The 21,504-nt window shown below is 62.5% G+C and carries 15 protein-coding genes; 7 read left to right on the top strand and 8 right to left on the bottom strand.

Annotation, left to right across the window (positions count from 1 at the left end; all coding sequences use genetic code 11):
- Nucleotides 1-99: 99 nt before the first annotated feature.
- Nucleotides 100-1,665, bottom strand: coding sequence for a catalase (locus VVR41_RS05815; RefSeq protein WP_368523967.1), 1,566 nt, complete (start codon nt 1,663-1,665; stop codon nt 100-102).
- 156 nt (nt 1,666-1,821) lie between these two features.
- On the opposite strand from VVR41_RS05815, the gene VVR41_RS05810 reads away from it, so the two are divergent.
- Nucleotides 1,822-2,370, top strand: a complete 549-nt coding sequence (locus VVR41_RS05810) for an RNA polymerase sigma factor (RefSeq protein ID WP_368523966.1) — start codon at nt 1,822-1,824, stop codon at nt 2,368-2,370.
- 56 nt (nt 2,371-2,426) lie between these two features.
- On the opposite strand, the gene VVR41_RS05805 is transcribed toward VVR41_RS05810, so the two are convergent.
- The 3 genes from VVR41_RS05805 to VVR41_RS05795 form a co-directional block, all read right to left on the bottom strand.
- Nucleotides 2,427-5,486 carry a Rib/alpha-like domain-containing protein gene (locus tag VVR41_RS05805; protein ID WP_368523965.1) on the bottom strand — a complete coding sequence of 1,020 codons (3,060 nt, stop codon included), beginning with the start codon at nt 5,484-5,486 and terminating at the stop codon, nt 2,427-2,429.
- A 386-nt stretch (nt 5,487-5,872) separates the two neighbouring features.
- Entirely contained in the window at nt 5,873-7,510 is a 1,638-nt protein-coding gene (locus tag VVR41_RS05800; RefSeq protein ID WP_368523964.1) for a Rib/alpha-like domain-containing protein, read from the bottom strand.
- A gap of 297 nt (nt 7,511-7,807) precedes the next feature.
- Nucleotides 7,808-9,850 carry a Rib/alpha-like domain-containing protein gene (locus VVR41_RS05795; protein WP_368523963.1) on the bottom strand — a complete coding sequence of 681 codons (2,043 nt, stop codon included), beginning with the start codon at nt 9,848-9,850 and terminating at the stop codon, nt 7,808-7,810.
- 250 nt (nt 9,851-10,100) lie between these two features.
- Here VVR41_RS05795 and VVR41_RS05790 point away from each other — a divergent pair, with 250 nt between their 5' ends.
- A complete protein-coding gene (locus VVR41_RS05790; protein ID WP_368523962.1) occupies nt 10,101-11,441 on the top strand; it encodes a hypothetical protein in 1,341 nt (446 codons plus the stop codon).
- Nucleotides 11,442-11,507: 66 nt separating this feature from the next.
- Here VVR41_RS05790 and VVR41_RS05785 read toward each other — a convergent pair whose 3' ends face one another.
- From VVR41_RS05785 to VVR41_RS05775, 3 genes are all read right to left on the bottom strand, one after another.
- The gene (locus VVR41_RS05785; protein WP_368523961.1) at nt 11,508-12,005 is read right to left on the bottom strand and encodes a hypothetical protein; all 498 of its coding nucleotides are present in this window, start codon (nt 12,003-12,005) and stop codon (nt 11,508-11,510) included.
- Nucleotides 12,006-12,155: 150 nt separating this feature from the next.
- Nucleotides 12,156-13,187: an aspartate-semialdehyde dehydrogenase gene (locus VVR41_RS05780; RefSeq protein WP_368523960.1), complete on the bottom strand. Its 1,032-nt coding sequence runs from the start codon at nt 13,185-13,187 to the stop codon at nt 12,156-12,158.
- Between the two features lie 35 nt (nt 13,188-13,222).
- Complete coding sequence (locus tag VVR41_RS05775) at nt 13,223-14,488, bottom strand: aspartate kinase (protein ID WP_368523959.1); 1,266 nt, start codon at nt 14,486-14,488, stop codon at nt 13,223-13,225.
- A 161-nt stretch (nt 14,489-14,649) separates the two neighbouring features.
- Between VVR41_RS05775 and VVR41_RS05770 the strand changes: the two genes are divergently transcribed.
- From VVR41_RS05770 to VVR41_RS05750, 5 genes are all read left to right on the top strand, one after another.
- Nucleotides 14,650-15,507, top strand: coding sequence for a DMT family transporter (locus VVR41_RS05770; RefSeq protein ID WP_368523958.1), 858 nt, complete (start codon nt 14,650-14,652; stop codon nt 15,505-15,507).
- A 209-nt stretch (nt 15,508-15,716) separates the two neighbouring features.
- Nucleotides 15,717-17,534 (top strand): 2-isopropylmalate synthase, encoded by a 1,818-nt coding sequence (gene leuA / locus VVR41_RS05765; protein WP_368523957.1) that lies wholly within the window; start codon nt 15,717-15,719, stop codon nt 17,532-17,534.
- Between the two features lie 36 nt (nt 17,535-17,570).
- Entirely contained in the window at nt 17,571-18,620 is a 1,050-nt protein-coding gene (locus VVR41_RS05760) for a DNA polymerase III subunit epsilon (RefSeq protein ID WP_368523956.1), read from the top strand.
- 10 nt (nt 18,621-18,630) lie between these two features.
- The gene (locus VVR41_RS05755; RefSeq protein ID WP_368523955.1) at nt 18,631-19,908 is read left to right on the top strand and encodes a MurT ligase domain-containing protein; all 1,278 of its coding nucleotides are present in this window, start codon (nt 18,631-18,633) and stop codon (nt 19,906-19,908) included.
- Nucleotides 19,901-20,626 carry a type 1 glutamine amidotransferase gene (locus tag VVR41_RS05750; protein WP_368523954.1) on the top strand — a complete coding sequence of 242 codons (726 nt, stop codon included), beginning with the start codon at nt 19,901-19,903 and terminating at the stop codon, nt 20,624-20,626. Before VVR41_RS05755 ends, VVR41_RS05750 begins: the two co-directional genes overlap by 8 nt.
- 17 nt (nt 20,627-20,643) lie before the next feature.
- On the opposite strand, the gene VVR41_RS05745 is transcribed toward VVR41_RS05750, so the two are convergent.
- Nucleotides 20,644-21,465 carry a hypothetical protein gene (locus VVR41_RS05745; protein ID WP_368523953.1) on the bottom strand — a complete coding sequence of 274 codons (822 nt, stop codon included), beginning with the start codon at nt 21,463-21,465 and terminating at the stop codon, nt 20,644-20,646.
- Between the last annotated feature and the right edge of the window lie 39 nt (nt 21,466-21,504).

Here is a 21,504-nt window from a genome sequence, read left to right as displayed (position 1 = left end):
ACCGATCTGATCAGGTTGCGTGTGTATTCGTGCTGCGCAAACAAAAGTGCCCGGCCGACAACACGTCGACCGGACACCCAGTTGCTGTGGAACCCCTACTTACTCGGAGTCAGCCTCACGCTTGCGCTTGAGCTCAGCGCGCAGCCGCTGCTCGAGGTCGGCATCCACGTTGCCCCAGTACGCGAACGTGCGCTCCTCGACGCCCTTGTCCTTGATCGGGAGCATCTTGTTCGTCACGTTGTTGATGAAGCGCTCCTTAGCGGCATCATCAAAGACCTCACGGTACAAGGTGCCAGCCTGGCCGAAGTCGTCGTCCTCGGCGTGCTTGACGTAGGCGGCGCGGACCAGGTCAGTGCCGTGCGGGTCCGGGTTGACGTAGAGGTTCTCCGCCTGACCGTAGTCGGTGTGGTTGGAGGAGGAGTCCTCACCGTTGTCCAGGTAGCCGGCGCCCTTGGCGGTGCGGTTCGGGGTGTAGTTCGGCTCGCCCTCGTCGTTGAAGAAGTACGCCATGGAGCCGCGCTCGGCGTAGGTGTTGACCTCGTTGAGCGGACGGTTCACCGGCAGGTCGCGGTAGTTCGGTCCGATGCGGTAGCGGTGCTGATCGGCGTACGCGAAGACGCGGGCCTGCAGCATGCGGTCCGGGGACAGGCCGACACCCGGGACGATGTTGCCCGGGTCGAGGGCGATCTGCTCGATCTGAGCGTGGAAGTTCTTCGGGTTGCGGTTGAGCACGAAGTACCCGACGTCGACAAGCGGGTAGTCCTTCTGCGACCACGTCTTAGTCAGGTCGAACGGGTTGAAGCGGTAGTTCTCCGCGTCCTCGAACGGCATGATCTGGACCTTGACGTCCCAGATCGGGTAGTCGCCGCGGTCGATTGCATTGTAAAGGTCCTCGCGGTGGTAGTCGGCGTTCTTGCCGGCCATCTCCGTGGCTTCCTCGTCGGTGAAGGTCTCCCAGCCCTGGCGGGTCTTGAAGTGGTACTTAATCCAGACCGCGGTGCCATCCTCGTTGACCCACTGGAAAGTGTGGGAGCCGAAGCCGTCCTGGTGGCGGGAGGTCTTCGGGGTGCCGCGGTCGCCGAGCAGGTAGGTCACCTGGTGTGCAGTCTCGGGGGTGCGGGACCAGAAGTCCCACTGCATCTCGTCGTCACGCAGGCCGGTGTGCGGCTGGCGCTTCTGGGAGTGGATGAAGTCCGGGAACTTCATGGCGTCACGCAGGAAGAAGGTCGGGGTGCTGTTGCCCACGATGTCGTAGTTGCCGTCCTCCGTGTAGAAGCGCATGGCAAAGCCGTGCACGTCGCGCCAGGTGTCCGGGGAGCCCTGCTCGCCGGCGACGGTGGAGAAACGGATAGCCATCGGGGTAACAGCGCCCGGCTGGAAGAGCTTGGCCTTGGTGTACTGGGAGACATCTTCAGTGATGTGGAGCTCACCGAAGGCGCCGTGGCCCTTGGCGTGCGGGATGCGCTCCGGCACGTTCTCGCGGTTGAAGTGGGCGATCTTCTCAATGAGGTGGATGTCGTTGAGCACGTTGGGGCCCTGGCGTCCCGCGGTGACCGAGATGTTCTCGGACGCGACCGGCTGCCCGCCGAGCGTGGTGGTCTTGCCGTTGCCGGCCGGACGCTCGCCGCGGGCGACGATCTCCTCAGCCTTGGACTTCTCTGCCATTGTGTCGGCCTCCTCAGACCTAAAAGGGTTTGCTTATTATAGTCGAACAATTGATATTCTACGCGATGCAGTGGTGCTCGGCAACGAAGTTCAGGGGTTTCGCACGTATTCCCCACCGCGCTAAGAGACTGTGTCTGTGCTGGTAATCTTCCACGTGTGAGCAGCCGAAATGACGACGCCGTCACCGACCTCGCCCTCCGGGCAGGCCGCGGCGACAAAGCTGCACTCACCGACTTCATCCGCGAGACGCATGACGATGTCTGGCGCCTCCTCGCCCACCTCGCCGGGCGCGAGCACGCCGACGACCTGACCCAGGAAACCTACCTGCGGGTCATGGGAGCGCTCCCCCGCTTCGCGGCGCGTTCCTCCGCCCGCACGTGGCTGCTCTCCCTCGCCCGCCGGGCCTGGATCGACTCCGTGCGCCACGACATGGCCCGCCCGCGCAAGTCCGCCGCCGAGTACGACGACGTCGCCGCCCTCGAGCCGAGCCCCGACAACACCACCACGTGGTCCGAGGTCATCGACGCACGCTCGCTTCTCGACGCCCTCCCGACCGAACGCCGCGAAGCCCTCATCCTGACCCAGGTCCTTGGCTACACCTACGAGGAAGCCGCAAAGATCTCCGGCGTGCGCATCGGCACCATCCGCTCCCGGGTCGCCCGGGCGCGGAAAGACCTCATCGAATCAGCCGAAACTCCTCGCTAACGACAAAACCCGCCCTCCCCGCTCAAGGGAAGGACGGGCCAGTCAGCTACTCGACGCTACTCGGAAGACAGCGAGGAGGAGTCAGACGAGTCGCTGGAGGCGTCAGAGTCCTCGGCGGTCGCGACGTCGTCGGAAGAGCTCGAGGAACTGGAGGAGCTGGAACCGCCGTCGACGCAGTTGTCGAAGACGTACGCACCGGCCAGCAGGCCCGCGGCCACGAGCGCCAGTCCGCCGACAGCCTTGCCGTACTGGTTGAACTGCGCGTTGAGCTCCTGCACGAACCGTGCGGTGTTCGGTTCGAAGATGCCCAGGTTGCGCTGCAGTTCGGCGTTGATCTGCCCGATCTGGCTCTGCACCTGAGTGATCACCGGGGACAGGCCCGGGATGTTCAGCTCGGTGGCGAAGCCCAGCGGGATCAGGAACAGCAGCGGCAGACCCACCGTCGCGGCAGCGGCGACACAGCGGTCAGAAACCGAAGAACCGTCGGCAGAACCATCGGCAGAACCGCCCCCGCCCGGGTTTTCGGTGACCACGACGGTCACCTCAGCAGTGTCGGTAGACCCGTCCGGGTAGGTGATGACCACCGGGATCGTCACCTTATCGCCCGGCTTCGCCGTCGCTGGCGGAGTCACAGAAACGTCACCCGTCTTCGAATCAATTTCGATGACCCAGCCCTCAGGCTTGGTGAAGTTCTCACCAGGCCCGAACGTGGTGCCGTCCGGCAGGTCCTTGTCACCGTTCTGCTCCACGACAACGGGCTTACCCGGCTGCGTGGTCCCAGTTCCGTAACCCGGGTTGTTCTCATCTGCTTGGGTGACCTCGGGCTGAGCCTCGTAGACAAAGACAGGGGCTTCGATCGTCAGGGTGGTACCGCCCGGAATAGTAACAATCACAGGAATGGCGTAGGGAACGGCCGGAACATCCGTACCGGGCTCCAGCGTGAGCTCACCAGTGTTTTCATCGATACCAGTAACCCATGCCGGAGCATCGGGGCCGATTTCGAATTTCGTACCTCCCGGAAGTCTTTCACCAGAGGCATCAACTGGAGCCTCAGTGGTTACTGCGTTCTCACCAGTCGACCCCTGCTTGACAGCGACCGGCGCGTAGCGCGGAGCATCGTCATTGATGATCGAAACAGCAGCGTTAATCACTTCAGATGTGCCATCAGGATAAGTGACAAGAACCGGGACATTAACGGCGCCAACCGGGGTCTCATACCCGACCTCAACTGTGACGGTGCCATCTGGGTTTACTTCAGCCCAGTCTTGGGTTTCATCAGTGCGACCGAATGTCGTACCGCTTGGCAAACCAGTCCCGTCTTGGTTGAGGGGAGCATTAGCGGTAACAGGTTCCCCACCCTGAATCACCTGAACTGGCTGGTACACAGGCTGGTTGGGGTTGATGACGTTAATGATCATCGACACCGACTCGACTGTACCGTCCGGATGAGTGACCTGGAACGGTACTGTGTTCAAGCCAGGCGTTGTTTCGGCGGTAGGAATTACAGAAATCGAACCGTCTTCATTGACGGTCACCCACGAAGGAGTGTCAGAGGCTTTTCCAAAAGTCGTTCCAGAAGGCAAGTCATTGCCATTCGCAGGGCCATCAACCGTGTGAGTGTCACCCTGGATAACAGTAATTGGAGAGAAAACCGGGACGATAGGGGTTTTGATGACCTCAACAGTGATGTCGTAGGTGAAATCCCGAACTCTCCCGTCTTCCTGCGGAACCGAGGCGGTCACGGTTACGACGGTCTTACCCGGCGCGACCTCAAAACCCGGCCGCGCGGTAACAGTTCCGTCGCCGTTGGGAACAATCCAATCTTCCAGGTCCGTTGGGTATGTGTAGGTGGTCCCTTCGGGAAGCGGCTCGCCGTTGTTGCCACGAGGGACATCGGAGGTAACGACATCTCCCTGCGCCACAGTCACTTCAACGTTTTGCGGTGCGATTGCTTTAAGTACGTTGATGGTCGCGGTGGTATTCACCTGCGTGCCGTCCGGGTAATTCACGACAACATTGAAAGTGTAATCCCTCGGAACCACATCCAAACCCGGAGCTGCTTTAATAGTGCCGTCAGAATTAACGGTAGCCCACTCAGGCACATCTTCACCTGCGGTGTAGGTGGTACCTCCTGGGACAGCGAGACCGTTGGCCACAGCCGGCTTGCCAACAGTTTCCTCATCACCCTGGTACAAACTCAGCTCGGAGTAGGTATTAGCTGGACGATACGCCTGGATATCCGTGTAAGTACCTGCTAGAGCCCAAGAAGTGATAGGGAACGGATTAGCATCGTGCACCTCAGCTGGAATCGAAAAGTTGGCCTGGAATGAAGACCACGTCTTCTCCGGCATGTGACCTTCAACAATGAAGTAGGTCGCGCCGTCAGCCCCTGTCTCATACCTAGTCGTCAGCTGTGAAACATCTGCCTGGAACGGAGGCTTAGGTGCCTGCACCCACCAGCCATTCCAGGGAAACACCTCAGCAGACTTCACATACTCTGCTTTGGAATGGGTGTCACTTACCTTCATGACCATTCGCACATCCGCGGCGTAGTCAGTCGACATTCGCACGCGAGCGCCAAGCTCCTGCACCGGTTTGTAGAGACCATTGATCCAGCCGTCACCCGCAAAATGGGTTCCAGGAAAGCCTCCGATCGGGACCAGATTTTTATCGACGATATACGTTCCGTCCCCGAACGGTTGCCTGCCTCCAAATGCGGTAATACGCAGTGGGGAAACGTATGCGCCCGGCCGAATGACATCTCCATATTTGTTGTCAGGCGGGTAAGGTGCGAAGGAATCCGGATTGATCTGCGTATACGCGGTCATCTGGAACGGCGGTAGCGGAGCGGTTCCGAATCCTTCTACACTCCAACGAGCAATCTGGTACGAATCAAAAGGATTTGTCGTCCACGGATACCGTGGCGTGCCGCCATACAGGTGGTTAAGCACGTCGTTCCCGTGGTCCATGGCAAATGGACTAGCCGGATTAATCACCGCAGTCTGAGCGGAGGCCGTCGGCAGCAAAGTGGTATTTGGTGCCACGGCCGGTACCACCACCGCACTCAAGCCGAGCATCACTGCCGCAGACAGTGAGAGGACTCTCTTGTTGTACATAGATCAAATTCCCTTCGAGTACTACTGGTTTCGATGCAATTGAAGAACTGAACACCCGCAAGTTAAACGTAATTCTCAGGAAACCACAACACTTTTATAGGAATTGGGGCCCGACGACCTCGATTTTTCGGCTGATCCACAGGAATGCGAGATCTCAATTGCTGTAGCTACCACCTTCCACCGCATGCTTTCCGACGTCTCCCCCACCCCATCGACCGAGCAGAGCTCTCCGAAAAGGCATCCGTTCTTCCCAGTTTGCGCCTGCCGATACGTAGCTAGCCTCATCGCCGCAGCAAAAACCTCCGGTAAGGAAGGACCAAATCCTTCCACACCGGAGGTCACACTCACTTCCTGGCCAACGCGCTACCGCGCGTCAACCCGGGCGATTAGCTCTGCGGCGTCGGCGCGCAGTTGTCATACAGGTACAGACCGATGAGCCCGACGACTGCAATAGCAGCAGCCACGCCAGCGGCCTGGCCAAGGTCGGCACCGAACTTCTTCAGCTCAGCGTTGGCCTGCGCCATGAATCGGGAGGTCTCCTCGTTGAAGATGCCGGACTGTTGCTGCAAGCTGGTGTTGAAATCCTGCAGCTGAGCCTGTGCATCCGCAACCATCGGAGACAGACCCGGGATGTTGAACTGGGTTGCAAGGCCGATCGGGATCAGCGCCAGCAGCGGAATGCCGACGGTCGCGGCAGCCTGGACGCAGCGGGCATCCGACGATCCCTCACCAGAACCCTCGAAGATGGACGAGCCGCCGAGGTCAATGAAATCGGCTCCGGACGATTGACCGCAGGAGGCGCACTCACCCTTGCTCACAGTGACGGACGTGCCGTCCGAGAATTCAATAACGGTGTTGCCGTCGGAATCGATGGACTGGTTCACAATTTTGACGGATGCGCCAGGAGCACCGGTTTCACCGGCGGGGCCGACAACCGTGCCCAGGTCGGTCCACGTGCCGTTGATCTTGACCCACAGGTTTCCCTCGCGGATCTCGTATTCCTCAACGTCCTTAGCCACCTGCACGCCGGCGGTCGTCTCCTGCGAGATCCCGTCCTGGGTGGTGGCGCGTACATGCGCAAAGTACTTCTTGTTCGGGTCGGTGTTTGCCGGCGGGGTCATCGAGAGGCGACCGGTGTACTGATCGACCTCAACGATCCAACCCGTGTAGACCTCACCATCAGCGTCGGTTACCTTCGGCTGCCCGTCTTCGAGGATCACCTCGAACGAGGTGTTCCTCGGAGCATTGAACTCACCGGTCTGGTTGACCTCGACTTCGACTCCGGGATGGGTGAAAGAGTCGCTGTAGCCGAAGGTGAACTGGCAGTCCTCGGCACCGTTTGCCGCTCCGCGGACGAAGTCGCCAGTGACACGCAGCGAACCGGTCACAGCGTCCGCACCGACATCACCGCTGACAACCGCACCGAATCCTGTGCCGGGCTTTACATCGCCGAGGTGGTACGTGATGGTGGTGGTGTCGCCGTCAGTTGTGACGTCCGTACCGACAACGGTAGCCAGGGTGGTGTACGGGTTGTTCGAAACTACAGCCGGGAGATACCGGTTGACGAACCAGTCACTCGCATCGGACAACGAATAGTCGGCCGCGGGAACAGTGAGGACGACAGTGGCATCGTTGACATCGGCGTCGAACGCGACAACGGGACGCCAGTAGGCAACTGTGGTTCCGCCCGCAAACCAGTGCTGCAGCGCGGCGTAGCCCTGGGACTGCCCACCGTGGCTCTCGTCGAGCACCTTCATGGTGAAGCCGTTATTGGATGAGTCATCCAACTGCTTGTCGAGGATCGTCGCCGCATTCCAATCGACGGCGCACCTCAGGGAGCGATCACCATTCGCAGGCACGGAGATGACTTCGCCGTTTGCGTTCGTTGTCCACTCGACGTCAGGGTAGGTTTCCTTGGCGTAGGATTCCTGGTCCTCCGTAATCCTGACACCGTTCCCATCCGCCTGCGCAAGTGCGGTGGGCGCGGTCACGGCCGACAGTCCGAGCATCACTGCAGCGGACACGGATATGATTCTTTTGTTCAACATTTTTACCTATCTAGCTGCGGATTTCCTGGACTTCTCCAGCTGGGGCACAGGCTAGGTGATAAATGTCGTCATGACAACCTTTCGTATCCGATTGTCTCCCCAAAACCCTTGCCCGAGCTGGTCGTATGCAGCCCGAAGAAAAGTTCACCGATACCCAAACACCCCACTCATTAGCCCTCGCTTATCGACGCCCTCCCACCCCAACGCCGCACACAGCAAAAGGCCCGGCGCGACCTCCGAAGAGATCACGCCGGGCCTTTAGGCTACGAGAGATTACTCAGACGAGCCGCTGCTCAGCTCAGAGGTGTTGCTCTCCTCAGAGCTTGCGTCGAGCTCCTCAGCGTTGCTGGAGTCGGCGTCGCTGATCGAGCCCTCGCCTTCGGGAAGGCAGGCGTCGTAAAGCAGGCCACCGGCGAGCAAAGCAACCGCAACCATCGCGATGCCCGGTCCAGCGAGCTGGAGCTGGCTGTTGATGGACTCGAACTGGCGCGCAAGTGACGGGTTGAACACGCCAATCTGGCTCTGCAGGTTGTTGTTGAAGTCCTGGATCATGTCGCCGATCTGCGCCTGAGCGGAGGCGAGACCCGGGATGCCAACCTGGTTAGCAAGGCCCAGCGGAATCAGTGCGAGCAGCGGAAGGCCCAGACCCAGGCCGGTCGCGATGCAGCGATCGGACAGCTCAGACGAGCCCTCGATGGTCGAACCGCCGTCCTGGCCGTCCTTTCCGTCCTTGCCATCCTGGCCGTCCTGGCCCTTAGGAATCCTGATCTCGCGGCCATCAATCAGCGTGATGATCGTAACCGGGACACCATTCTCGATCGTCTCGACGACGCTCTTGATCACGGCATCATTAATGACAGTCACGTCAGCAGTGGTTTCGTAGGTGACGCCCTGCGCATCTCCCTTAGCAGGGAAGGTCACCACGACCGGGATCTGGACCTTCTCCAGGTCCGTCAGATCGATGTCTTCTGCCACCGCAACGTCCACGCGACCGGTGTACAGGTCCACAGTAACGGTCCAACCCTCCGGGACTTCCCAATCTCCGTCCAACTCGAACCGTGTGTCACCCGGGTACGGGGCGTTGTTCTGGGGGTAGACCTTAGTCGTTCCACCCGGCTTCACCATCGAATCGTCATATCCGATAGCCGGCAGAACAGTGATCAAAGCGGTGGCGGTGGTCGGCGGATAACCTGCGTAGTTGACGGCCACCGGCACGCGATATTCGCCCGGAGCCACGTTAAAGCCCGGAGCGACAGTCAGGGTTCCGTCCGCCGGATTCACCTGGATCCACTCAGGCGTGCCATCGACTCGATCAAACGTTGCGTTCTGGATGGCAGCATTCGGTTCATTCGGATCGCCCTCGAAAACCTCAATCTTCTCACCTTGGACAACCTGTGCCTGCGGGTAGCACACCTTGTCAGCGGTGATCGTCGCGCGGGCAGCAATCGGGGAGCTAACGTTCTCCGAAATCTGAGAAAACTGGAAGCTTGTAGTCGAGTTCTCCGGAATGAACGGATACGTCACGCGAGCGATGTACGGATCCGAGGGGTCGAAATCAATATTCGCGGGGGCGACGTGGTGCCAAGGAAGGTTCGCATCATCGGCGTGGTAGGCCGTATAGGAGACGGTCTCGCCGGTTGACTGCAGTTCAACACTTGCACCCCAATGGTAGGCGTGGGGTTCGATACGAGGAGCGGTAACCGCGCTTCCATCCGCGGCCACGCGGGGAAATTCGATATCGACCACCACGTTGTAGAGTGGCTGGCCAATCGAGAACGGGAATCGCCAGTTCGTCAATGTATTGTTCGGGCCACCTGGAAAGTGCTCGAGGGTGCCCCAAACGTACTCATCAGTGGCAGGGTTAGCTCGAGGCGAAATGAGGAAACCATTCACCTGGTGCCGAATGAGCGAACGGTCGCTAACGGAGTACTCTTCCCACGCAAGGTTACAAGCATCCCCCCGGTTCCCCGACTCCGTGCCAACGACCCACCGGTAGGCTTTCCTGTTACCTTCTGGGGAGTTGCCGTATCGCTCTAGGTACATTGGGTAGTCGACGCCTTCCCAGCTGTAGACCTTTTCTGCGGGAACTTCAGGGTCCGACAATGGGACATAAACCTTGTCAGCTGGTTTAGAACTATCAACCACCACCAGTACACCCTCACGAACCTCCTCGGCAGTCAGCCCACCCTTGGACACGACCTGAGCCTCGGCGGTTGCCGTCAGCGGCAAGGTGACGCTCGGAGCCACTGCCGGTGCGAACGACGCGCACAGCGACGCTGCCGCCGCAATAGCGATGAACTTACTGTTCTTCTTCATGAAACGTGAACCCTCTCAGTTCTGACCCTGTAGTGCAGGCCGTTGATGGCAGAAGCCACCTAGCTCGGAGATAACTCTCTTTACTTAGATATAGCTGATAAAGAATCGTTCAACAACCAAACAGTTCCAAGGTTCTTCTACGGTTGCCCTACCGGGGTGCGAATCCCACCAGCTACGCAATCAACCGCTCTCACTACTATTAGAAAAGTCAGAATGCTTTTCTACAATCTTCGGAGCCCCGAACTACCTCATGCTTAAAAACGCAATCGGAATTTCTTTTGCCTTCGTCGGCGTCGTCGTCGGTGCGGGTTTCGCCTCAGGTCAAGAGGCGATGCAGTACTTTGTCGCTTTCGGTGAGCAGGGCATCTGGGGCGCGATCCTCGGATCCGTCCTCATGCTTGTCGGTGGCATCTCCATCCTCCAGCTGGGTAGCTACTACCAGGCCAAGGAGCACATGGAGGTCCTCGGCAACATCTCCAGCAAGATCATCGCCTGGGTGCTCGACATCGCTACCATCGTCACCCTGTTTTCCATCGGTTTTGTCATGTTCGCCGGAGCAGGCTCGAACCTAAACCAGCAATTCGGCATCCCGCTGTGGATCGGCGCGGTGATCATGCTGGGGTTGGTGATCTTCTTCGGAATGCTGGACGTGAGGAAGGTAACCAGGGCAATCGGTGTGCTCACACCGTTCCTGCTCGTCTTCGTCATCGCCGGCTGCACCTGGACGCTGATGAATGCCGACGTCAGCCTCTCCGCGCTCAACGCCAACGCCGCGAACGTGTCGACCACCCTGCCGAACTGGTGGATCTCCGCGCTCAACTACACGGGCTTGAACTTCATCTGTGTTACGTCCATGGCCATCGTCATCGGCGGCAGCCACCTCGACACCCGCTCAGCCGGCCTGGGCGGTTTCTTCGGCGGTCTGGGTTACCTGATGATGCTGATGCTGCTCACCTTGGGTTTGATGTCGCGCGCGGAAACCGTCGCCGGTGACGACATGCCGCTGCTGAGCCTGATCAACCAGCTGCACCCCGCACTGGGTCTGGCAATGTCCCTGGTGCTATTCGGCATGATCTTCTCCACCTCGCTCGGCATGTTCTACGCGCTGGGCAAGCGTTTGTCCCGCGGCCGCGAGGGTCGGTTCCGCGTCATCTTTATCACCGCGTGTGTCATCGGATTTGGACTCTCCTTCTTCGGATTCCAGCCGCTGGTCGCCCACGTGTACCCCGTGCTCGGTTACATGGGTCTGCTGCTCATCGTCGTTGTGCTCGTGGCATGGCTGCGCGGTGGCCAGAAGCTGCGCCGCGAGGGCAAGCTCCGCCGCCGCGCCCACGAGCTCGTCCGCCGCAAGCTTGATCCGCGCGAGCGATTCACCACCGAGGACAAGGCTGAGCTCGCCTCCATCGCCGAGGCGTCCAACGTCCCGGAGGAGGAGCTCACCGAATCCATTGCGGAGGAAGTCGGTGACAAGCTCTCCAGCGATAACGACGTCGACTTCGACCCGGAGAACCCCTCCGGCACGGTCGCCTACCACTCCTTCTCCGACCCGGTTCGATCCAAGAGCCATAAGCCGAATACACCCACTACGTAGTCGCAGACGCGTGTGTCCCCCTGACGCTAAGTCAGGGGGACACATTTGTGCGTGGACTTAAAACCTTTAGCTGAAAAGTCCACCGATCCGATCGAGCATCAGTGAAATCCAGCTTCCTCCGGACGTCCCACCGTCGAGGGAGCCGCGCACCGTCTCGCTGGCGGGGGCAGTTTCAGGAGCAACAGCTTCTGAGTCGTCCTCCACGGTCACTTTGAGCTCGTCAACCGTGGAGTCCCCATCCTCGAGTGCGAGGACGATGCTGTCGCCGCTCTTAGCGGTTGCGGGGGCGGAGACGCGCACCTCTCCGGCGAGGCTAACCACGCTCCACCCAGCGGGGAGGACGTCCGAGTTCACAAGCGTCACGTGTGCGGGAACGCCCGCCGCCTCGGATTCTTGGTCAGCTGAATCAGCGCCGTCAATAGCCTTGAGCACCACTGTCGCCCCAGGGGCGACGGTCGCGTCCTGCCACTGCGCCGCGAATGCCGCTGGCGCGTGGGTGATCAACGACGCCGAACCAATGGAAAGAGCCATTGCTCCGGCGACCACCATCCTGCGATGTGCCACCAAAGGTCACCTTCCCAACTAGTCCGTCCGCTCGCCCGATCTGGGCCTGACGCGATTACCTCCAGTCAGTATCGATCTGGAGGCGAGCAAACTCAAGGGCTGTTACGTGTTCGCAACCAAACGGAAACAGGTTCTTAAACCTGACCGGACCTAAACCAGGAGTTCGGCGATCTGGATAGTGTTCAGCGCCGCGCCCTTGCGCAGGTTGTCTCCAGAAACGACAAAGATGAGGCCACGGTTGTCAGCGACGACCTGGTCCTGGCGGATCCTGCCCACCAGGGAGTCGTCGATTCCGGTGGCCTCGAGCGGGGTCGGGACGTCGACAACGCGCACGCCCGGCGCGGAGCCCAGTACTTCACGGGCCTGGTCCGGGGTGATGGGGCGCTCGAACTCGGCGTGGACGACCATCGTGTGGCCGGTAAACACCGGGATACGCACGCAAGTGCCGGAGACGCGCAGCTCGGGCAGACCGAGGATCTTGCGCGACTCGTTACGCAGCTTCTGCTCCTCGTCGGTTTCCTCGGTGCCGTCGTCGACAAGGTTGCCTGCGAGCGGCAACGCGTTGAAGGCGATCGGTGCGACGTAGGGGCCAAAGCTCTCCGGGGCGAGGAGGCTGCCGTCGCGCGCCAGCTCGGGTGCGCGCTCACCCATGTCGGCGACCTGCGCCGCGAGCGTGTCCACACCGGCCAGGCCAGAGCCCGACACTGCTTGGTAGGAGGCGACGCGCATGGCGGTGAGCCCGGCGGCGTCGTGAAGCGCCTTGGCAACCGGCATGATCGCCATGGTGGTGCAGTTCGGGTTGGCGATAATGCCCTTGGCCAGGTCGGATGCCTCGCTGGGGTTGACCTCGGAGACGATGAGGGGAACCTCGTCGTCCTTGCGCCATGCGGAGGAATTGTCCACGACCTTCGCGCCGGCGGCGGCGAAGACCGGGGCCCACTGCTTCGAGGTCGAGCCGCCCGCGGAGAACAGGGCAATGTCGACGTCGGCGACCGACTCCTCCGTCACCTTGGTCAGGTCCTCCACCACGACCTCGTCACCGCGGAACTCCAGGGTGGTGCCGGCGGAACGCGGGGAGGCGAAGAAACGCACCTTGTCCGCGGGGAAGTTGCGCTCCTCGAGGATGGAGCGCATGACGCGCCCAACTTGTCCGGTGGCTCCGACGATGGCGATGGTGGTCATGGGTACTCCTTAAAGGTGTGGCGGGTGGGCGTCGATTAGCGGCCGGTGCCTGCGTACACGACTGCGGGCTCGTCGCCGCCGAGGTCGAACTGCGTGTGCAGGGCGCGGGCTGCAACCGGAAGGTCGGACTGGCGCACGACGGCGGTGATGCGAATCTCGGAGGTGGTGATCATCTGGATGTTCACACCCGCGTCACGCAGCGCCTCTGCAAAGTCGGCGGTCACACCCGGGTGGGACTTCATGCCGGCGCCGACGAGGGAGACCTTGCCGATCGCGTCGTTGTAGATCAGGTCGCCGAAGCCTGCGGTAGCGCGCAGCTCCGTCAGCAGCGCCATGGCGCGCTCGCCGTCGGCGGTGGGCAAAGTGAAGGTGATGTCGGTGCGGTTGTCCTCGGCGGACGAGATGTTCTGCACGACCATGTCGATGTTGATCTCGGCGTCCGCAAGCGCGCGGAAGACCTTGGCTGCCTCACCGGGCGTGTCCTTGATGCCGAGGATGGTGATCTTTGCCTCCGAATCGTCGGTGGCCACACCGGTCAGTACTGCTTCCTCCACGGGGATATCCTCCAATGCTCCGGCGACGAGGGTGCCGGTGTCGTTGCTGTATGACGAACGGACGCGCAGCGGGACGTTGAACGCCCGGGCATACTCCACGCTACGCAGGACAAGGATCTTCGAACCGGACGCGGCGAGCTCGAGCATTTCCTCGAAGCAGAGCTGGTCCAGCTTGCGGGCGTCCGGCACGATGCGCGGGTCCGCGGTGTAGACGCCGTCGACGTCGGAGTAGATCTCGCATTCGTCGGCGTTCATGGCGGCGGCCAGCGCCACAGCCGTGGTGTCGGAGCCGCCGCGGCCCAGGGTGGTCACGTCGCGGGTACCGCGGTTGACGCCCTGGAAGCCGGCGACGATGGCGATGTTGCCCTGCTGCACTGCCTCCTGGACGCGCTCCGGGGTGACCTCGAGGATGCGCGCGTTGCCGTGGCGCTCCGTGGTGATCACGCCGGCCTGCGAGCCGGTGAAGGACTGCACGGGCTCGCCAAACGACGCCACGGCCATCGCCACCAGTGAGTTCGAGATGCGCTCGCCGGCGGTGAGCAGCATGTCCATCTCGCGGGCGGGAGGGTTCGGGTTGACCTGTTCTGCGAGGTCAAGCAGCTCGTCGGTGGTGTCCCCCATCGCCGAGCAGACAACGACAACGTCGTTGCCCTGCCGCTTGGTCTCCACGATGCGCTTGGCGACAGCCCGGATACGCTCCGCGCTTTCCAGGGACGATCCCCCATACTTCTGGACGATCAATGCCATCGTTGCACGCCACCTTCCCAGTAACTTCCAGTCACTTCTAGCCACTTCCAGCCACAGTGTCATTAAGAGACGTCCCAATCCTACAAGCACACACCCGCATTTGGCCCGATAGGGCGCGGCACATCGCACCGCACCGGCACGTGGGTTCTATTGTGGTGGCCGTGCACAGCAATGCCCTCGCTATCGCCTTCGCCTTGACTTCGGCGTTGATGATCGCCGTCGGCACGGTGTGGCGCCACCAGATCCTGCGGGCCGGGTTGACTCAGGTGGAGGCGAACGCGGCCCCGTTGGCGTCGATAAGCAGGCCCGCGTGGTGGCTGTCGCTGTCGCTGGCATTCGGCGCGTACGGGATGCAGGCCCTCGCCCTGGCCTTCGGGTCGCTGCTGGTGGTGCAGCCGGTGCTCGTGCTTTCGCTCATGCTCACGCTTGTGCTCGCGGCGCGGGTGGAGAAGCGCCGGATGGAGGCCGACGAGACGTTCTGGGCGCTCGTGCTCACGGCGTGCGTGGGCACTGTCGTCATCCTCGGTCGCCCACTGCCCGGCGAGCGCGCCGCGCCCACGTGGGAATGGATGCTCACCATTGCCACAGGCCTGTGCATCGCCGGGACCGTGTTCGCCATCGCTTATCGACGCCCCCTCCCCGCCCCCACCAAAGCCCTGCTTTACGGGATCGTCTGCGGCGCGGTGTTCGGCTACCTGGCGGTGTTTTCCAAGTCCACCGTCGACGCCTTCGCGCGCGGCGGCGCCGCCCAGCTGGTGGTGACGTGGCAGTTCTGGGCCCTTTTGGCCACCTCCGTCATCGGCACGGCGGTGCAGCAGTACGCGTTCGGAGCGGGTGTTTTGTCACTCTCGCTACCCGCGATGAAGATCGTCGAGCCGCTCATCGCACTGCTGCTCGGCTTCACGCTGCTTGGGGAAGACTTTGCCATCTCGAGCCTTCTCGGTTGGGCAGTGATCATCGCCGCGATCGTGGGGATGATGGTGGCCACGGGGATGATCTCGCGCAAACCCGTGGGTTAAATCCCTTGCGCTAGCGCACACGCGCGCTATTATGTGGCCTATGTCATCGGCATGGACGCGCCCTACAGGGCGGATTCTCCTTCTTCGCCGCGGCGGGATTTAGGCCACAACGCGACCTTCACGGTCAGCTCGGCCGGCGCCCCGTCGCGGAGTTTGTGATTGCCGGCCGGGCCCACCACATAAAACACCCCGTGAAGGAGACCCACGCCATGGCCACGTCCGAGTTTTTCGCCCCGCACGAGATCCGCACCCCCTCCGGCCCGCCCGCTCAAGGCCAGCCCGCGTGGAACAAGCAGCGCGGATCCCAGATGCCGGTAAAGCGTTACCTGCCGTTCGCCCAGGAAGTCGAGGACATCGTCCTGCCGGACCGCACCTGGCCGGATGCGAAGATCACTTCGGCACCGCAGTGGTGTGCCGTCGACCTGCGCGACGGCAACCAGGCGCTGATCGACCCGATGAGCCCAGAGCGCAAGCGCCGCATGTTCAACCTGCTGGTGCAGATGGGTTACAAGGAGATCGAGGTCGGCTTCCCCTCGGCTTCCCAAACTGACTTCGACTTCGTCCGCGAGATCATTGAAAAGGACATGATCCCGGACGATGTGACCATCCAGGTCCTGGTGCAGGCACGCGAGCACCTGATCCGCCGCACCTTCGAGGCGTGCGCCGGCGCAAAGAACGTCATCGTGCACTTCTATAACTCCACCTCCAAGCTGCAGCGCGAGGTGGTCTTCCGCAAGACCCGCCCGGAGATCAAGAAGCTGGCTACGGATGCCGCGGAGCTGATCAAGGAGATCGCGGCTGACTACCCGGACACCACCTGGCGCTGGGAGTACTCGCCGGAGTCCTACACCGGCACCGAGCTGGAGTTCGCCCGCGAGGTCTGCGACGCCGTGGTGGAGATCATGGGCGCGACCCCGCAGAACCCGATGATCATCAACTTGCCGTCGACAGTTGAGATGATCACCCCGAACGTCTACGCCGACTCGATCGAGTGGATGCACCGCAACCTGGCCAACCGCGAAGCAATCATCCTGTCGTTGCACCCGCACAACGACCGCGGCGAGGGTGTCGCCGCCGCCGAGCTGGGCTACATGGCCGGTGCTGACCGCATCGAGGGCTGCCTGTTCGGCAACGGCGAGCGCACCGGCAACGTCGACCTGGTCACCCTGGGGCTGAACATGCTGACCCAGGGCGTGGACCCGCAGATCGACTTCTCCGACATCAACCGCATCCGCGAGGTCGTGGAGTACTGCAACCAGCTCCGCGTTCCGGAGCGCCACCCCTACGCCGGCGAGCTGGTCTTCACCGCGTTCTCCGGCTCGCATCAGGACGCCGTAAACAAGGGCCTCGACGCCCTGGCGCAGAAGGTGCGCCCCGGCGCGTCCTCGACGGACGTCAGCTGGGAGGAGCTGCGCGAGACCGTGTGGGAGGTGCCGTACCTGCCCATCGACCCGAAGGACGTGGGCCGCAACTACGAGGCCGTCATCCGCGTCAACTCCCAGTCCGGCAAGGGCGGCGTGGCCTACATCATGAAGACCGACCACGGCATCACGATGCCGAAGAAGATGCAGCCGGAGTTCTCCGCCATCGTCCAGGCCATCACGGACAAGGAGGGCGGCGAAGTCAACTCCAAGAACATGTGGGACATCTTTGCCACGACGTACCTGGACGTGGACTCGCCGCTGGAGCTGGTCGACTACGAGGTCACCGGGGAAGACCACGACGTGATCGCCCACGTCAACGCGCAGGTCGAGTACATGGGCACGCACTACAACGTCACCGGCACCGGCAACGGCCCCGTCGCCGCGTTCGCCCAAGCGCTGGAGTCCCTCGGCGTCGACTTCGAGGTCCAGGACTACACGCAGCGCTCCCGCACCGCGGGTGATGACGCCGAAGCGGTCTGCTACATCTACGCCGAGGTCAACGGTGCCCGTGCGTGGGGCGTGGGCATCGCTGGCTCCACCACCCGCGCCTCCTTGGAGGCGATTGTCTCCGCCGCCAACCGCGGGTTGAACGCCACGGAATGACGCTCGCCGGGCCGGGGCTGCACTAGAATCAGCCCAATGAGCACCCCACCCGCGCAGCACTCCGCCCCGGACACTCCGGACACCGAGGCGTTCGCCTTCGTGGCGGTGCACGTCCAGGCGACGGGCATCCACCCGTCAACAGGCCGGCTGCTCACCATCGACGCGGTGACGTTCAATGAGGACGGCGAGATCGGCGAGGAGTTTCATGCTGTGTTTAACCCGGGTGGGGACCCGGGCCCACGGCACACGCACGGCCGCGACGCGAGCGACTTTGCCCAAGCGCCGAAGTTCTCCCGGCATTTGAAGACGTTGGACAGGCTTATCGACGCCCGCACCCTCATCGTCCACGACTCCCCCCTGGTCTGGGGCTTCATCGTCTCCGAAGCGCGCCGTGCCATGAACGCCGCGGCGCGGGCGAATCGCTCGCGCAACCGCCGCAACGGGCGGCGTCGCCAGCGCGTCGGCCACGTGCCGCGCCCCACCGAGATTGTCGACACCCTCGATAACGCCCGCCGCCTCGGCGTCATCCCCACCGACATCCGCCTGCCCGCAATCGCAGCCGCGCTCGGCATGGATGTGCCCTCCCCCGTCGCCAGCGTCGAGCGCGCCAGCCGCGCCGAGGACGATACGTCCCGCGAGGCGACACTGTTGCTTGTCGATACCTTCCTCGAGCTGCGCGAGCGCGACGCCGCCACCGGCTACGCACCTGAGGAGCTCGCACCCGACCGCTTCGGCCTGCAGCGCAGCGTGGTGCGCGTCGACGCTGCCAATGCCCCCCGCGGGGCGGACAACCCTGGCGCCTACACCCCACAGCGCGGCCTCGTCGCCGGGATGGAGATCGTGGTGACCGACGACCTGCGCGTCCACCCCGACGAGGTCATCGCGGCGGCGACCGAGCACGACCTGAACTACGTGGAGAAGCTCTCCCGCGAAACCTCTCTGGTCGTCTCGGATGCCCTCGAGGCCGGCGCGGAGCTGACAGGCAAGGCGATGCACGCGCACCGCAAGGGCATCCCGGTGCTCAGCGGCGAGGAGTTCCTCGCCGCGGCCAGCCAGCCGCCACGCCGCGGCGATGCGGTCGACTAATCTAAACCGCATGACTTCGAAGGGACCTCTTTCCCGTCTCCGCACCCGGGCGGCGCTGGCAGCAGCGCAGCTCGCCACCACGGCCTCGCGCGCCACTGGCCGCGGCGCCGGTGGCATGATTGGTGGCCTGATAGCCGGCGCCATCGATCCGAACATCATGGTTTCCCTCAGCGGCGGCCGCCCCGCCGCGCTGGTCACCGGAACCAACGGAAAGTCGACAACCACGCGCATGCTCGCCGGAGCGCTGCGCAGCACCTACAGCGTGGCCACCAACGAGGGCGGCGACAACATGGATGCCGGTATCATCTCGGCCCTTATGGCGGGCCGTGATGCCACCCACATCGCCCTCGAGGTCGATGAGCTGCACGTGCCGGAGGCTGCCAAGCGTCTCGAGCCCAACGCGTTGGTGCTGCTCAACCTCTCGCGTGACCAGCTCGATCGCGTCGGTGAGATCAACAAGATTGAGCGCGTGCTGCGTGCGGCGGTCGAGGCCCACCCGGAGATGACGGTCATTGCCAACTGCGACGACGTGCTCGTCTCCTCCGTTGCCTACGACCACCCCAAGGTGGTGTGGGTCGCCGCCGGCGCGGGTTGGATCGGCGACTCGGTAACCAACCCGCGCTCCGGCGGCCACGTGGTCCGCGAGGACAGCGGCGACTGGTACGGCGTGGAAAAGCTTGCCGACGGCCGCGAGTTCCGCCGCCCCTCCCCCGACTACGAAGTCACCGACACGCACCTGATCACCCCGCACGGCGAGGTCGAGCTTTCTTTGTCCCTGCCGGGCCGGGCGAACCGCGGCAACGCCGCCCAGGCGATTGCGGCCGCTGTCGAGGCTTTCGACGTCCCACTGGATAAGGCCGTTGCCGCGGCCGAGGACGTCCGCGACGTCGCCGGCCGCTATTCCACCGTCACTCTTGGTGACAGGGAGATCCACCTGCTGCTGGCGAAGAACCCTGCCGGATGGCAGGAGGCGCTGTCCATGGTCGACCGCGACGCCGACGGGCTTGTCATTGCTGTCAACGGCCAGGTCGCCGACGGCGAGGACCTGTCTTGGCTGTGGGACGTGAAGTTCGAGGACTTCTCCGGTATTTCTGTCAAGGCCGCCGGTGAGCGCGGCACGGACCTCGCGGTGCGCCTGCTGTATGCCGGCATTGACCACGAGCTTGTTCACGACACCGTCGCCGCCATCCGCGCGTGCCCTCCCGGCCGCGTCGAGGTGCTGGCCAACTACACCGCGTTTAGGGACCTGAAGAAGGAACTGAGCAAGCAGGAGGATTACCGTGCCTAAGAACCTCACGATCGGCCTCGTCCTGCCCGACGTCCTGGGCACCTACGGCGACGACGGCAACGCGCTCGTCCTGCGTCAGCGCGCCCGCATGCGCGGTTACAGTGCGGAGATCCAGCCGGTCACGCTTAACGACGACATCCCCGCCAACTGCGACATCTACACCCTCGGCGGCGGCGAGGACTCCGCTCAGGTCATCGCATCAGCGCGCCTCGCTGCTTCCCCGGGGTTGCAGGCTGCAGCCGCCGATGGCCGCCCCATCTTCGCCGTCTGCGCCGGCATGCAGGTGCTCGGCCGCACCTTCACCGCCCACGGCTCGACCGTCGAGGGCATCGGGCTTATCGACGCCACCACCAGCCCCATGTCCACCCGCGCCATCGGCGAAGTCGCCTCCCTGCCCACCCGCACGGGCATCACTGCCGAGCTAACCGAGCCGCTCACCGGCTTCGAAAACCACATGGGAGGCACCGTCATCGGCCCCGATGCCGAGGCGCTGGGCAAAGTCACCCGCGGCGTGGGCAACACCGCCGGCGCCAGCGATGCAGTCGAAGGCGTGGTGCAGGGCAGCGTCGTAGCCACCTACATGCACGGCCCAGCACTAGCGCGCAACCCGCAGCTGGCGGACCTGCTGCTGGCGCGGGCGCTCGACATGAAGCTGGCCGATCTGGAGCCGCTGGAGCTCCCTGCTGTCGATAGACTGCGCCTCGAGCGCCTGAAGTAGGGCCGACAGACAGCCCTCTAGCGATAGCGTAGGTCCTGAATATCCTGCCTGAGGAAGAAATCGCTCATCATCCTGGCGCGATGCTGCGCATCCATCTTCGACTCCAGCCGCCGCAATTCGTTCATGTGACGCCTGTTCTGGACTGACGCCTCATACAGATTTGCGGCTTGTTGGAAGCTAGTCGCGCGCCCAGATGCAATGAAGCGCCCCATCTGCTCCAACACGGCGGCGTCGAGGTACGCCTCTGGGTATCCCGTTTGCAGATATGCCCTCACGTTCTCGCGAGCGTATCCTTCGAAGCGCGCAATTTCTGCCTGTAGAGGAGCATTTTGTGCGGCCCTGCGCCGATTGGCGTCCCCGAAGACCAGATTCCCCAAGTTGTCCCGTTGCCGCATATATCCAATAAGCGGAATGGAGAAGGCAGCAACCACGAGAATTGCCAACACGATCAGGTAGAACGGCAGATCGTCCATGCTTTCCGGGGCCCATAGCGGAGTAGTCGGGACCGGGAATTTTTCCAGGGCTACTTCTTCAGCAAGATCTTGTGTGTACTCGTCGAAATGCAGTAGCCAGTTGACTTCACCGGGGTACAGAGTCTGCCACTCCTCATAATCCATCTGGAAGGAGTGAGTGGTTGCGTAGATCACATACGCAACGTACGCCCACGTCAAGAGCATAATGATTAGCCACCATTTCATACCCCGTTGTGATACGTGAGGGAGCTCCAGTTTCCTCTTCAGGGATCGATTGATCCGCTCGCATTGGGCCACGTTCTCTTCGAACTGTCTAGCCGCGCGATATGCGATTTGGTGACGCTCGAGTAACTGGTAGTTGATCATCTTGCCCTTGCCTATGCCAATTGAAAGGTACTGCCCACA

It is taken from the genome of Corynebacterium sp. LK2510, from assembly GCF_040946405.1.
Taxonomy (GTDB): domain Bacteria; phylum Actinomycetota; class Actinomycetes; order Mycobacteriales; family Mycobacteriaceae; genus Corynebacterium.
The sequence above is the reverse complement of the archived record's forward strand: the minus strand, read 5'-3'. Positions and strand labels throughout refer to the sequence as shown.

Excerpts from the sequence above, each read along its gene's own strand:
- VVR41_RS05815 (WP_368523967.1), bottom strand. The coding sequence starts at position 1,665 with ATGGCAGAGAAGTCCAAGGCTGAGGAGATCGTCGCCCGCGGCGAGCGT.
- VVR41_RS05805 (WP_368523965.1), bottom strand. The coding sequence starts at position 5,486 with ATGTACAACAAGAGAGTCCTCTCACTGTCTGCGGCAGTGATGCTCGGC.
- VVR41_RS05795 (WP_368523963.1), bottom strand. The coding sequence starts at position 9,850 with ATGAAGAAGAACAGTAAGTTCATCGCTATTGCGGCGGCAGCGTCGCTG.
- VVR41_RS05790 (WP_368523962.1), top strand. The coding sequence starts at position 10,101 with ATGCTTAAAAACGCAATCGGAATTTCTTTTGCCTTCGTCGGCGTCGTC.
- VVR41_RS05780 (WP_368523960.1), bottom strand. The coding sequence starts at position 13,187 with ATGACCACCATCGCCATCGTCGGAGCCACCGGACAAGTTGGGCGCGTC.
- VVR41_RS05775 (WP_368523959.1), bottom strand. The coding sequence starts at position 14,488 with ATGGCATTGATCGTCCAGAAGTATGGGGGATCGTCCCTGGAAAGCGCG.
- leuA (WP_368523957.1), top strand. The coding sequence starts at position 15,717 with ATGGCCACGTCCGAGTTTTTCGCCCCGCACGAGATCCGCACCCCCTCC.
- VVR41_RS05760 (WP_368523956.1), top strand. The coding sequence starts at position 17,571 with ATGAGCACCCCACCCGCGCAGCACTCCGCCCCGGACACTCCGGACACC.
- VVR41_RS05755 (WP_368523955.1), top strand. The coding sequence starts at position 18,631 with ATGACTTCGAAGGGACCTCTTTCCCGTCTCCGCACCCGGGCGGCGCTG.
- VVR41_RS05745 (WP_368523953.1), bottom strand. The coding sequence starts at position 21,465 with ATGATCAACTACCAGTTACTCGAGCGTCACCAAATCGCATATCGCGCG.